Origin of the sequence: Nonomuraea sp. NPDC049400, from assembly GCF_044466425.1 — a bacterium.
In the GTDB taxonomy this organism is placed as follows: Bacteria; Actinomycetota; Actinomycetes; order Streptosporangiales; family Streptosporangiaceae; genus Nonomuraea.
Window position 1 is genome coordinate 57,816 of sequence record NZ_JBITMP010000003.1, and the last position, 13,140, is coordinate 70,955.

Here is a 13,140-nt window from a genome sequence, read left to right on the forward strand (position 1 = left end):
CGGTGAGATCGCGCGGCCATCGACGCGACCTGCCCCCTTTGATCACCAGTGCCTAACAATTGGATCTGATTGTGTCGGACCACTATGAGCGTTGTCACACCCTACGTGAAGAATTGGTACACCGTATTACCTGCTGTGTTCGGGCTCTCACTGGATGTCGATCGCCGTGAGTCTGCCCCGGGCGATGGTCTTGTCGGCGATGTCCTTGAGGATGTCGGGGAGCCCGCCATCCTTCGGGACGACGACCTTGTCCTTCAGCGTGTAGACGGTGAAGCGGTAGATGCCGCTCTTGCACGGAGGGTCGTAGCCCACCTTGCCGCTCGTCACCCTCGCCTGGCCGGATCCCGGAGGGGGGTCGGCCGCGGCGTTGGGTCCCAGCTCGGTCGTGGTCGCCGGGATGTTGTAGAGCACCCAGTGCACGGCCGAATCCGACGCCGCTTGTGAATCGACCACGATGGCGATCGACTTGGCCTCGGACAGCGGCTGACTCGACCAGCGCAGCGGAGGGCTGCCCTGGTCGCCCCGGCAGGAGTATCCGGCGGGCAGCGGCTTGCCCTCGCGCAACTCCGGGCTCGAGACGTTGATCTCCGCGATGTCCATGGCCTGAGATCTACCGATGAGGCTGCCGCAACCCGACAAGGCGAGCGCGGCGGCCACCACCGTCACACTGACGGCGATGCGTCGCATGCGTGATGCCGCGTTACACAGCCCCATGCCGGATGATGCTACGCGGCTCCCGGCGGTGCGCAGACCGTTTCTCGATGGTCGGTGCTCGGTAAAGGATCCGAAACGAGGCAGAATCGCGGGATCCGAGTAGTGACCTTCGACACAGGCGCGCCGCTTGCCGATGCCGGGGAGCGGCCCGGCCTCGTACGCCGGGACCCTTTCTGGCCTGCTGATTCCCCGGGGCCGGTCTTCTGGCGGGATCTCGTACGGTGATCCGACAAGACGGACCTTGGTGTCGGTCGCGCCCTTCCGGCGGCGCCCGCAAAAATCAGGTGCGCCGGATCGGTCCCGGAATGTAGGCACAGGCGGCGATTTCGGCGCTCCGACGGCGCTCCGGGAGGGGCGCGGCGGCTGCCACGTCGCATGAGGGTGACGGCGGCTGCCGCGTCCCGTGAGGGGACGGCGGCTGCCACGTCGCGTGAGGCGCTTGCGCTCCGGTGCGGTCCTGCGCTGGCCGGGCCTGGCTGGCACGTACGTGGCGCCGCCGACATGGCCAAGCTCGACAGCCTACGGCCGGCCGCCATCGAGCATCGCACCGAGGCCGAGCAGGGCGGCGGCAGACACGCCGAGCGTCGTGGGGAGGATCTCGGCGGTGGCGGTGGCGGTGACAGATCGCTTCGGCGGTTCGCGTCCTAAGCTGGCCTTGTGACGTCAACTGGCCCGCTGCGCGATCCGGCGAATCGCGTCTCGCCCAAGGCCGTCCGCCTGTGGTTGCTCGAGTCACTGGTCGCGTTCGTGCTCTTCCTGGGCGGCTCGCTCCTGGTGGCGCGGTGGGTCGGCGGGAGCGGGTGGTCGTGGGTGCCCGGCTGGTTCGCGGACCACTCCTGGGCGCTGCCTGCCGCGGTCGTGGTCCTGATGGGGCCGTTCCTGGCCGCCGAGCCCTTCGTACGGTACGCCGTGCATCGCTGGGAGCTCTCTGGGGACGTCGTCTACGCCAGGTCGGGGTTCCTGACCAGGGAATGGGTGTTCGTGCCTGTGAGCCGCATCCAGACGGTCGACAAGGCGCAAGGGTGGTTCGAACGGATGCTCGGGCTGGCCACGCTGGAGATCCGCACCGCGTCCCACGCCGGGTCCTCGACGATCAAGGGCCTCGACTACCGCGTCGCCGCAGGCCTGGCCGAGCAGCTCGCGCACCGCGCGGAATCACTCAGGGACGACGCCACATGACCGGCCCCGTCCCGCCCCAGGGTGACGGTGATCCGCAGTCAGGCCCGGTTCCGCTCCAGGGTGACGGTGCCCCCCAAACGGGCCCGGTCCCGTCCCAGAGTGACGGTGCCCCCCAATCCGGCCCCGTCCCACCCGGAGGCGACGGTGCCCCCCAAGCCGGTCCCGGGCCGCGGGGCGACGCCCCGGCTCAGGGCGGTCCTCCGCAGCGGCTGCACCCGAAAGTGCTGCTCATCGATCCCGTACGCATGCTGCCCTCGCTCCTGCTCCCCCTCGTCGGCGTGCTCTTCGTGGGCGGGTTCTCGGCCAGGTCGTACGCATGGGCGGCGCTCGGCGTGGCAGGCACCGTGGTGTTCGCCGTCGTCAGGTGGGCCACCTTCACCTACGAGATCGCCGGCGACCGGCTGGAGACCAAGCGGTCGCTGATCAGCCGCTCCGTCCGCACCATCCCGCTGGAGCGGATCCGCGGCGTCGACGTGTCCACGCCGCCCATGCACCGCCTGCTCGGCCTGGCCGTACTCAAGATCGACACAGGGGCGAGCGGCGACGACGAGGAGGCCGAGCTCGACGGCGTCACGCTGGAGGAGGCCGAACGGCTCAAATCGGTGCTCCTGCGGCGCTCGGCGCGTCCCGAGGTGCACGTGCCCGACATGGCGGGGCCCCAGGAGCGGGTGATCATCGGCGTGCCGCGGAGGTGGCTGCTGTACGGGCCGCTGTCGGGCGCGTACCTGCTCACGCCCTTCGCGCTCGCCGGCGGCGCCGTGGGGCTGGTGTTCCAGTGGGGCGACGAGCTGGGGCTCGACCAGGACGCCGCCTGGAGCGCCGGGGAGTGGCTTTGGGCCCATCCCTATCTGCTGCTGGTCGCGGTGCTGCTGCTCGTGGTGGCGATGCCGTTCGTGGGCGGGCTGATGTACGCGGTCTTCAACTGGGACTTCCAGCTCAAGCGCCGCGACGGCTACCTGGTGGCGGAGCGTGGGCTGATCAACCGGCGCAGCGTGTCGCTGGAGTCCGCCCGGGTGCGCGGCTACGAGATCGTGGACGGGCTCGCCGAACGGTGGGCGGGGGTCGTACGTGTCTGGGCCATCGTGACGGGACTGGGGGACTCCGAGACGCGCGGGCAGCTCCTGCCCGATGTGCCCCGGCCCGTGGCGCACCAGGTGACCACGGACGCCATCGGCCCCTACCGGGCGCCTCTCCGCCCCCACCCGCCCGTGGCGCGCAACCGCCGCCTGTTCCGCGCCGTCGTCCCCTGGACCGCCCTGGCGGTGGCGAGCGCCGCGGCGCTCTGGGCCACTGGGCTGACGCTGTGGTGGGTCCTGCTGGTGGTGACGCTGCTGCTGGCCGGTGCCGGGGTTCCGCTCGGGCTCGACCGGTACGCGTCGCTGGGGCACGGCTACGACGGGGTACGGCTGGCGGTGCGCTCGGGGTCGTTGCGGCGTTCCCTGGCAGTGATCGAACGCCGGGCCGTGGTGGGATGGCGGCTGCGCCAGACGTGGTTCCAGCGGCGAGCCGGGGTGCTCACGCTGATCGCCGGCGTCGGAGCGGGCAAGGGCGGCTACTCGGCGATCGACGTGTCGGAGGCTCAGGGGGCGGGATTTCCGGCCGAGGTGACACCGGAGTGGCTCGCCCCTTTCCTCGAACCTCCGACGCCACCCGCCGGCTGAGCACCCCGAGTCCATCAACGCCGCCCCGCAGGCCGACGAGCCTTCGTGTCACGAACGCCGCCGACAGGCTGACCCCTCCCCGAATCCCAAATGCCATCCGCGGGCTTGACCCTCGGCTCGGGCACTGGGCGCCGGTGAGCTGATCCCTCTGGCGGCGCGTTCTGACGATCGCCGAGGGCCAGCGTGGTCCAGTTCCGGCGGCGGGTCCTGGCGATCGTCGTGCGCGGATGCGGTCAGTCCTGGCGGCGGGCGCCGAACATGATCTCGTCCCAGGTCGGGACCGAAGCCCTGCGTCCCCTCGAGCCCTTGCGCGCCTGGCGGGCGGCCGGGGCGGGCGGCGGCGACGGCACGGGCACAGGCGGCTCCTCCTTGGCGTCCGTCTTGCCCGAACGCGCCGCCGGGACCGCGGGCTTGGGCTTGGGAGCGGGCGCCGGAGGCTTGGCCTCCTGAGCGGGCTTGGCCTCCTCGGCTGCCTCGGCCTCCTGCTCAGGCTCGGCGTCCTGTGTGGACTTGGCGTCCTGCGCAGGCTCGGCCTCCTGGGCTGCCTCGGCCTTGTGCGCAGGTTCGGCCTTGTGCGGAGGCTCGGCTTCCGGAGCGGACTGCTCGGCCTCGGCCCGCGGGGCCTCCGGCGCGGCGGGCCGGGTGGCGCTCTCGGACTCGGGCGCGGGCTGCTGGGCGCTCTCGGCCTTGGCCGCGGCGGGCTGGGCAGTGCTGCTCTCCGGCTCCGGCGCGGCTTGCTGTGCGGCGCTCTCGGCCTGCGGCGATGCGGGCTGTGCGGCGCTTTCCTGCTGAGGGTCACCGTCCGGTACGGCCTGGGCCGCCGCCTTCTCCTCCGTCGCGGTCACCGCCGACGCAGGAGAAACCGCTTCCACCACGACCTCCGCTGCCTTGGCCGTTTCGGCCTCCACGACTCCGGACGCCTGAGCGCCCGGGGTCCCGGCCGTCTGCGCGCCCGCGACACCGGCAGTCTGAGCGCCTGCGGGACCGGCCGTCTGGGCGTCTGTGGCATCGGCTGGCTGGGTGTCGGTGGCGTCCACCTTCTGAGCGTCCACGGCACCGGGCGGTTGCGTGTCCACGGCAGCGGGCGACGCGGCGTCCGCGCCGGCAGGCGCCTTGGTGTCCGAGGCGTCGGGCGTGCCGGCTTCCGCGGCGGCCGTTGTCGGTGTGCTCGTTTCCACCGATGCGGGCGTCGCGGTGTTGGACGCTGTCGTGGTGTCGGGCCCCATGGCGTCACCGGACACGGCGATGGGCGTGGCGGCGGGCTCGATGATCGGCTCCGGTGTGGAGGGCGACTCCCCCGGGGAAGGCGAGTCCACCGTAACCGGCGCCTGCGCCACCGGCTCCTGCTGAGCGGGTGCCTGGGCGGCAACCTCCGGCTGAGCGGGCGCCTCGGTGGCGGCCTCCGGTTGGGCGGGGGGTTCCACCTCAGTGGGTGCCTGCGCCGTGGCTTCGGGCCCAGCGGGCGACGCGGCCGTGGCGGTCGGCTGCCCTTGGGCGACGGCCTGCCCCTGGGCGACGGCCTGGTCCTGCGTCTGTGAGGTCGGCTGCACCTGCGTGGCGGGCTGAGCCTGCGCGGTGGGCTGGCCCTGCGCGGCGGGCTGAACCCCAGGGATGGGCTGGGCAGCGGTGGGCTGCGTCTCCGGGGTGGGCTGCGCCTGGGTGGCGGGCTGGTTCTGGGCAGGAGGCTGCGTGGACGCGGCACCCTGCGCCTGCGCCAGAGCCTGGTCCCGGGCCGGACCCTCGTCGTGGGCGGCGGCAGGCTCCCGGAACGGCGGTTCCTCGGCGGTGGGCGGCGGAGCCGTGCGGGAGTCCGGGAGCGAGGACGGAGACGGGGACGGAGACGTGGGCGCCGGGTCGGTGGCGGGGGCGTAGATCGGGTCCGTGTCGCGCTCGGCGGGACGGCCGGGGCCGAAGTCGGGCAGCCATGGCGAAGACCCGCCGCGGCGGGACGAGGTGTCGCCGGGGCGGGCATAGCCGGTCTCACGCGCAGGAGACTCCGGGCGGAAGGGCTCGCGCGATGGCGGCTCATGCCGCGGCCCCGCCTCCCTGGAGGGGTCGTGCCGCAGGGGCGTGGAGTCCTGGCGCGCGCCCGCGTCCTCGCGGAAGCCGGAGTCGGGCACGTCGAAGGAGGCCTCTCTGGCGTCGTCAGGGTCGCGCGGGGGAGCGGCGCGGTCGAAGGGAGGCGACGTGTCCTGGGCGCGGCCGTAGGAAGGCTCCTGCGACCTGGGCGGCGAGTTGTAGGCGACGGCAGGCTCTTCGGCGGCCTCGCGCCGCACCACCGAAGGGACGGAGGTGAGCGGCGGCACCGGCTGCAGCTTGGCCACCCGCGGCGTGAACGGCGTCACCGTGGTGTCCTCCACCACCGGCGGCTCGGGGTCGAAGTCGGCAGACGACAGCCGCATGGCCTCGTCGTCGTGGGGCGTCACGTGCCGCTTGCGCGGGTCGAAGAGCCACTCGGCGTGGCGCGTGTGACCGTTCCACACGTAGCCGAGCTTGACCCGCCACAGCCCGTCGTCGCGCTTGGCGGAGTCCCAGTCGATCTCGTCCGTGGGCACGCCACGCCTGGTCAGCCGCTCCGCGACGAGATCGCCTAGGGTGGGCCCGGGCGCCGACTCCCCAGGCATCCGTACGGCGACGCGCTGCGCCTGCTGGGCGACGTACTCCCGCTCCTGCAGCACCGGACCCTCGAACCAGCGGACACGCTCGACCGGGATCCCGGCGGTCGCGGCTATCTCCTCCGCCGTCTCTCCGGCGCGGATGCGTGCCTGGATCTCCTTGGGGCGCAACGGACTCTCCACTTCGATCTCGTACTGGCCGAGACGGGAGAAGTTGCCGCGGACGGCAGCACGGAGCCGGTCGTCCACGGGAAGCGTGAAGCGCGTACCTCGCCCGGCAGTAGCCAGCACGAGGTAGGTGCCGTCCTCACTCACCGCGACGAGTCGGAGCTCCTGCATGCGAGTCCCTTCGTCAGCGTCGCCATTCTTCCCCCGGACCCTTGAGTCTCTCGCGTGTGCCGGTTGCCTGCCAGCACCGTACCCGGCATGTCCGAACATCGCCTTCCTGGGATACTCCCGGGACGGTGTGACGCCGGTCACATTTGTGAGGTCCATCACTCTAGAGCCCGCCGTTGCGTATCTGGAGGCTAGAGGCCGCCGACGGGTTCTGGCGAATCGCGCCGCCCCGCATGACGGACACGCCGGAGCGCACCAGCGACCGTACGGCCGCGTCGAGCGCGGGGGAGGCGGCGCCCTCGAGGGACAGGCTGGCGATGGAGGGGCCGCGGGCGTGTCTGTGGATCCAGTCCAGTCCGGCCAGGACGTCGGCCAGGGCGCCCGAGCCGCCGCAGCCGAACACCCGTACCGACGCGATCCTGGCCCTGGGCGCCGCGGTGTGGACGCGCCGGGCGACCTCCGTGCCGTGGCCGAGGCAGTCGTGCCCGGTGCCGCCGGTGGCGTCGAAGGCGCGCCAGGCCCGGTCGCCGAACTCGGCCCTGCCCGCGTCCACGCCGCTGTCCACGACGTAGAAGGTGGTGGCGGCCGAGCGGGGGAGCGGGCGGGACTTCCCGGCGGGCGCGGGGCGGAGCTGGCGGTCGGGTTCGATCGCGCGCACCCGCGGGTCGGCCCGGAGCTCGGCCAGCTCGGCGGCGGTGAGGAAGGTGGCGAATCCGGGCAGCGCCGCGGTGTAGAAGCGCCGTACCCGCCATCTCACCTCGCCGACGAGGTCGCGGGCGGCCACCCGGCTGCGCGCGGTGACGATGTAGGGGCGCGTGGGCTCCATGGGGCCGGGGCGCAGGGCGAGTCCTGAGGCGGGCGTCATGGCGAGAGGTACGGCGGTCGTGGCGGCCGTGGCCACGGCCGCGGCGAGGTACACGGAGGGCAGGCCGAGTCGTCGGGGCACGAGTTACGAGAATGCCCGTCACACGGCTCGCAGGGATGCCGGGACACGTTTCCGAGGAAGCTTCTTTACCGAAGGCGAGCGCGGGACGGGGTTCCCGCCGAAGGCAGGAGGGGAACCCGCGCGTCAGCCCAGCACTCGATCCAGGTAGTCGTTGCCGAACAGCCGCCTCGGGTCGAGCCGGTCGCGCAGCGCCGTGAAGTCCGCGAAGCGGGGATAGACCTTGCTCAGGTAGGAGGCGTCCCTGGTGTGCAGCTTGCCCCAGTGCGGCCGCCCGTCCAGCCGCGTCATGATCTCTTCCACGCCCTCGAAGTACGCGGGGTTGGGCGTCGGCCGGTAGATGTGGCACGCGACGTACGCCGACGGCCGCCCGTACGCGGTGGACAGCCAGGCGTCGCTGGGCGGCGTGATCCGCACCTCCACCGGAAAGGTGATCTTCCAGTCCATCCGCTCGATCAGGTCGCGCGTCTCGCGCAGCGCCTGGGCGAGGCGCTCGCGCGGCACGGCGTACTCCATCTCGAGGAAACGCACGTCCCGGCGCGCCGTGAAGATCTTGTACGACGTGTCGGCCGACTCCGAGTCCCCGAGCGCCGCCGCGCTGACGGCGTTGATCCCGGGGATCAGATCGGGGAAGCGGGCGCCGAGTGCGCAGGCCGCGCCGAAGACGGTGTTCTCCAGGAACACGTTGTCCAGCCAGTGCCTGAACGCGCTCGGCGGCCGGGCGGGGCCCGCGCTGCGGTTGTTGGTCTTGACCAGGCAGGCGTCGGTGTGCGGCAGCCAGAAGAAGTCGAGGTGCTCGTTCTCCGAGGTCAGCGCGTCGAGAGAGCCGAGGATCTCGCCCAGCGGCAGCTTGCGCCGCCGGTTGTGCAGCAGGAACGCGGGCTCCACCCGGAACGTGACGGCCGTCAGCACGCCGAGCGCCCCCAGCCCGACCCTGGCCGCGTCGAACAGGTCCTCGCCCGGCCCGGCGGTCGCCACGGAGCCGTCGGCCAGCACCAGCTCCAGCTCGGCGACCTGGTCGGCGAGGCCGCCGCTGTCCCGCCCGGTGCCGTGCGTGCCGGTCTGGATCGCGCCCGCGACGGTCTGCTCGGTGATGTCGCCCATGTTCGCCAGGGCCAGACCGCGCTCGTCGAGGAGCTCGTTCAGCACGCGGAGCGAAGTGCCCGCCAGCACGGTCACGCGGTCGCCTGCCCACGACCTGATGCCGGTGAGCGCGCCGGGGCGCAGCATGATGCCGTCGGTGAGGGCCACCCCGGTGAAGGAGTGGCCCGTTCCGACCATGCGGACGCGCCGCCCGGAGGCGGCGGCGTCCCGCACGGCGCGTACGACGTCCTCGACCGAGGCGGGTGTACGCACCTCGGCGGGGCTGCATGACTGGTTACGCGCCCAGTTCGCGAACGCCATGCGCACCCCTCAAGAGCATCATTCGGTTAGACGCGAACGATACTCACTTCTGCCAGCCGGCGGGAACCGGGAAGATGTCGCCGGGCTGGAGGTTCTGCCCCTTGATCACCTCGGAGACCGTGACCAGGTGGTAGCCCTTCTTCTGCAGGGACTTGATGATGGCCGGCATCGCGTCCTCGGTCTGCTTCACCCAGTCGTGCATCAGGATGATGCCGCCGGGCTGGGCGACCTCCATGGTCTTCTTCTTGATGGCCTCGACGTTCCTGGTCTTCCAGTCCTCCGAGCCGCCGGTCCAGAGGATCATCGGCATGCCGAACTCGGTGGCGATGTCCGAGACCTGCAGGTCGGCGAGCCCGTACGGCGGGCGCAGCAGCTTGGGCTCGACGCCCGCGGCCTTCTTCACCGCGTCCTGGGTCTTCTTGATCTCGTTCCTGATCTCCCCGGCCTCGGCCTTGGTGAAGTCGGGGTGGCTGTAGCTGTGGTTGCCGAGCTCGTGGCCCTCGGCGACCATGCGCTTGACGAAGGCGGGACGGCTCTTGACGTACTGGCCCTCGAGGAAGAACGTCGCCTTCGCGTCGTACTTCTTCAGCGTGTCGAGCAGCGTTCCCGCGTACTTGCTCGGCCCGTCGTCGAAGGTCAGGGCGATGCACTTGACCTGCTCGCAGTCGACGGGCGCCTTCTTGGGCGTCTGCGCGAGGGCGGGCGCAGGAGCCAGCGTGACGCAGACAGCCGCGATAGCTAGAAGTGAACTGATTTGTCGGGACATAAGTAAAGCTTCCAGTGTGATGGGTGTTGCGAGGGATGTCCCCGACGGTAGCGGATCAGCTCTTCGCGGGTGAAGGAGCCTCGGGAAGTCTCAGCAAACCCGAACCTGCGACTCCCACGACCGCGGCGAGCAGTGCGCAGCCCCAGGAGAAGACGTACGCGTTGGACGCGCCGAACGCCTCGGTGAGCCGCCCGCCCGCCCACGCGCCGATCGCCACGCCGAACCCGAGCGACGTCGAGATCCACGCCATGCCCTCGGTGAGCAGGGACGGCGGCACCAGCCGCTCGGTCAGCGAGAAGCCCGTGATGAGCGTCGGCGAGATCGCGAAGCCGGCCAGGAACAGCGCCACCGCCATGATCAGCGTGTCGCCGATGAACATGATCGGCACCAGCCCCACCACGAACAGCCCGAGCGCGCGGATGAACCGCCCGCGCAGCGAGATCTTCCAGTGCCTCGACCCGAACCACAGCCCCGAGACCATGGACCCGCCCGCGAACGCGGCCAGCAGGAACCCGGCGCTCCCCTTCGCGCCGTGCTCCTCCGCGAACGCCACCGTGATCAGGTCCACGGAGCCGAACACCGCGCCCAGCGCCAGGTCGACACAGGCCAGCAGGGCGATGCCGGGGATCAGGATGGGCGTGCTGGACGCCGACTTGACCGGCGCCACGGGTGGCTGAGTACGTCGCTGCGCCGCCAGCGCCAGGGAGCCGAAGAGCATGCAGAGCAGGGCCACGACCAGTCCCGCGTACGGGTTCACGGCGGTGGCCAGCACCGTGACCAGCGCGGGCCCGGCCACGAAGATCACCTCGTCCACCACTGACTCGAAGGCGAACGCGGTGTGCAGCTTGCCCGATCCGCCGTGGATGACCGACCAGCGGGCCCGCACCATCGAGCCGATGGACATCGACGTGGCGCCGACGAGCAGGCCGGAGGCGTACAGCGTCCAGTCGGGCAGCCTGAGCCCGGCGCAGAGCATCAGCGCGAGCAGCGCGAGCGCGTTGACGACGGAGAACGGCGGGATGACCTTGCTCTGCCCGAACCTGTCCACGAGCCGGCCCGACAGGGGAGCGGCGACGGCGAAGGCCACGCTGGTCATGGCGGCGACCCCGCCCGCGGTGGCGTATGACGTGGTGAGCGTGGAGATCAGCAGGACGACCCCGATGCCCTGCATGGACATCGGCATGCGGCCGACGAAACCCGCCAGCACGAACCCCTTGACGCCGGACCCGTCGAACAACCCCCGGTAAGGCCCGACCACGCCATTTTCTCCTTACTGAACTTGAGCGAGCTAACCATTTCGCACCGTATGTCCGGAGGGCAACTGATTTATCGGCCGCGTGGGTTAACGTGTGCCGAGTGTCCGGTCTTCCCTCGTTTCGTGCGGTCATGCTCATGGTCATCGCCGTGCTCGCGGTCACGGCCGCGGCCGGCGGAATCGTCGTGATCATGGGTGACGGGCTGGTCAGAACCGTACAGGAACCCGTACGCAGGCAGACCACACCGCGACAGCAGCAACCGGCGCCCCGCCTCGACCAGCTCGTGCCCACGGCAGAACCGGTCAAGGAGTTCGGCAAGGGCGGCCCCGGCGTCACCGCGACCCCGCCGCGCGTGCTGGCCATCGCCGCGGCGTCTGTGCCCAAGCAGACCAGGTTCGCCCTGGGCGCGCTCAAGCACGTGCAGAAGGTGATCGTGGTGGACGCGGGCGCGGTCAAGGTCTCGGGCACCGCGCTCAACCTGCTGGCCGTCGATCCCGCGGACTTCCGCTCCTGGACGCCGCAGCCGGTCGCCGACCAGCCCGCCGTGTGGAGCGCGCTGGCCAGGGGAGAGCTCGTGGCCGACGCGGGCTCGATGCGCAAGTTCGGCATGATCCTGGGCGCCATGTACCAGGTGGACGGCGGGCCCAGGCTGCGCGTCGCGGCCTCGGCCACGCTCGGGCTCACGGGCGTGGACGGGCTCGTCAGCGCGGAGCTGGGCAAGTCGCTGGGGTTCGCGCCGGGGGTCGCGGTGCTGCTGCACGGCAAGGCCGGCACGATCAGCGAGGCGGGGGTGCGCAAGCTGCTCGGCAAGGGCTCGCAGGTCGTCGTGCTGGACGTGGCGCACCGTACCCCCAAGCAGCAGAAGACCCCCAAGCAGCAGCAGAAGCCGCAGACCACGGTGAACGTGGGCCGCCCCGGCAGCTACCTGGAGCTGTACAAGGCGGCGGCCACCCGCTGCCCGGGGCTGTCGTGGACGGTGCTGGCGGCGATCGGGCAGGTGGAGAGCAGTCACGGGCGCAACAACGGCCCGTCCAGCGCGGGCGCGCTCGGGCCCATGCAGTTCATGCCCGCGACGTGGAAGCACTACGGCGTGGACGGCGACGGCGATGGCAAGAGGGACATCTGGAGCCCGTACGACGCGGTGCCGGGCGCGGCCAACTACCTGTGCGCCAACGGCGCGGGCCGGGGCGGCGAGAAGTTACGCAAGGCGATCTGGTTCTACAACCACTCGTGGGACTACGTGAACAAGGTCATGGGGATCGCGCAAGCGTACGCCCGCACCTACGCCTGAGGACGCCTGCGGGGCGCGGGGCAGCAGGTCAGCGCGCACGGGACGGGCTCCGGCTCGTCCATCAGCTCGCGCACCATCTGGACGAAACGCGGGTGCGTGCCCGCCGTCGCCGCCCGCTCCATGGGCAGCCCCAGCTCGGCGGCCACCTGCCTGGCCTCGGTGTCGAGGTCGTAGACGACCTCCATGTGGTCGGAGACGAACCCGATCGGCACCAGCACGACCGAGCGGGCCTCCGTCTTGCGCAGGAAGTCGCAGACGTCCGGCTCCAGCCACGGCACCTGCGGCGGGCCGCTGCGCGACTGCCAGACCAGGTCCCACGGCTGGGTGCGGCCGAGCGCCCGGCTGACCAGTTCGGCGCTCCTGCGGAGCTGCGCCTCGTACAGCCCGCCCGACGGCCCGGCGGTCTCGGCCATGGAGACGGGGATGCTGTGGGCGGTGAACACCAGCCGGGCGTCGTCGCGGCCGAGCCGCTCCAGCGCCGCCCGCGTGTGGTCGGCCATCGCCGCCACGAACCCCGGGTGGTCGCCGAAGTGCCGCATCTTGACCAGCTCGGGGCCGCCCTCGACGGAGATCCTGGCGATGTCCTCGTAGTACTGCCGGCAGCTCGAGTAGCCCGCGAACGCCGACGTCGCGAACACGGCCGCCTTCCTGATCCCGTCGGCCTTCATCTGGCGCACGGTGTCCTCGCCGAACGGGTGCCAGTTGCGGTTGCCCCAGTAGACCGGCACGCCCGCCACCGGGCGCAACGCCTCGACCAGCTCGCGGTTCTGCTGGTTGATCGGGCTGACCCCGCCGAAGCTCTGGTAGTGCTCGGCCACCTCGAGCAGCCGCTCGCGCGGCACGCCCCGGCCGCGCACGACGTTCTCCAGGAACGGGATCACGTCGTCGGGCCCCTCCGGGCCGCCGAACGAAAGAACGAGCAACGCGTCGTAATCTCCCACGCGACCACCCTATTCGGGAGCATCGGCGGTCCTG

10 protein-coding genes are annotated in these 13,140 nt (G+C 71.5%); 3 read left to right on the forward strand and 7 right to left on the reverse strand.

The annotated features are described in order from the left end of the window. Positions 1-147: 147 nt before the first annotated feature. On the reverse strand, positions 148-687 hold the full coding sequence (locus tag ACIBVN_RS04175) for a YbhB/YbcL family Raf kinase inhibitor-like protein (protein WP_397132486.1): 540 nt from the start codon (positions 685-687) through the stop codon (positions 148-150). Positions 688-1,371: 684 nt separating this feature from the next. On the opposite strand from ACIBVN_RS04175, the gene ACIBVN_RS04180 reads away from it, so the two are divergent. Together ACIBVN_RS04180 and ACIBVN_RS04185 are read left to right on the forward strand one after the other, a co-directional pair. Further along, the gene (locus ACIBVN_RS04180; RefSeq protein WP_397132488.1) at positions 1,372-1,893 is read left to right on the forward strand and encodes a PH domain-containing protein; all 522 of its coding nucleotides are present in this window, start codon (positions 1,372-1,374) and stop codon (positions 1,891-1,893) included. A 221-nt stretch (positions 1,894-2,114) separates the two neighbouring features. Further along, positions 2,115-3,554: a PH domain-containing protein gene (locus ACIBVN_RS04185; RefSeq protein ID WP_397132490.1), complete on the forward strand. Its 1,440-nt coding sequence runs from the start codon at positions 2,115-2,117 to the stop codon at positions 3,552-3,554. A 233-nt stretch (positions 3,555-3,787) separates the two neighbouring features. Here ACIBVN_RS04185 and sepH read toward each other — a convergent pair whose 3' ends face one another. From sepH to ACIBVN_RS04210, 5 genes are all read right to left on the reverse strand, one after another. Beyond that, complete coding sequence (gene sepH / locus ACIBVN_RS04190; RefSeq protein ID WP_397132492.1) at positions 3,788-6,508, reverse strand: septation protein SepH; 2,721 nt, start codon at positions 6,506-6,508, stop codon at positions 3,788-3,790. Between the two features lie 160 nt (positions 6,509-6,668). Continuing rightward, positions 6,669-7,451, reverse strand: a complete 783-nt coding sequence (locus tag ACIBVN_RS04195; protein ID WP_397132494.1) for a S8 family serine peptidase — start codon at positions 7,449-7,451, stop codon at positions 6,669-6,671. Positions 7,452-7,574: 123 nt separating this feature from the next. Next, positions 7,575-8,852, reverse strand: a complete 1,278-nt coding sequence (locus tag ACIBVN_RS04200; protein WP_397132496.1) for a D-arabinono-1,4-lactone oxidase — start codon at positions 8,850-8,852, stop codon at positions 7,575-7,577. Between the two features lie 43 nt (positions 8,853-8,895). Next, positions 8,896-9,618: a polysaccharide deacetylase family protein gene (locus ACIBVN_RS04205; protein ID WP_397132498.1), complete on the reverse strand. Its 723-nt coding sequence runs from the start codon at positions 9,616-9,618 to the stop codon at positions 8,896-8,898. Positions 9,619-9,673: 55 nt separating this feature from the next. After that, complete coding sequence (locus tag ACIBVN_RS04210) at positions 9,674-10,876, reverse strand: MFS transporter (protein WP_397132500.1); 1,203 nt, start codon at positions 10,874-10,876, stop codon at positions 9,674-9,676. Between the two features lie 98 nt (positions 10,877-10,974). On the opposite strand from ACIBVN_RS04210, the gene ACIBVN_RS04215 reads away from it, so the two are divergent. Further along, positions 10,975-12,165, forward strand: a complete 1,191-nt coding sequence (locus tag ACIBVN_RS04215) for a lytic murein transglycosylase (RefSeq protein ID WP_397132502.1) — start codon at positions 10,975-10,977, stop codon at positions 12,163-12,165. On the opposite strand, the gene ACIBVN_RS04220 is transcribed toward ACIBVN_RS04215, so the two are convergent. Further along, positions 12,156-13,106, reverse strand: a complete 951-nt coding sequence (locus ACIBVN_RS04220) for a ferrochelatase (RefSeq protein ID WP_397132504.1) — start codon at positions 13,104-13,106, stop codon at positions 12,156-12,158. The genes ACIBVN_RS04215 and ACIBVN_RS04220 overlap by 10 nt on opposite strands. Positions 13,107-13,140: the final 34 nt, after the last annotated feature.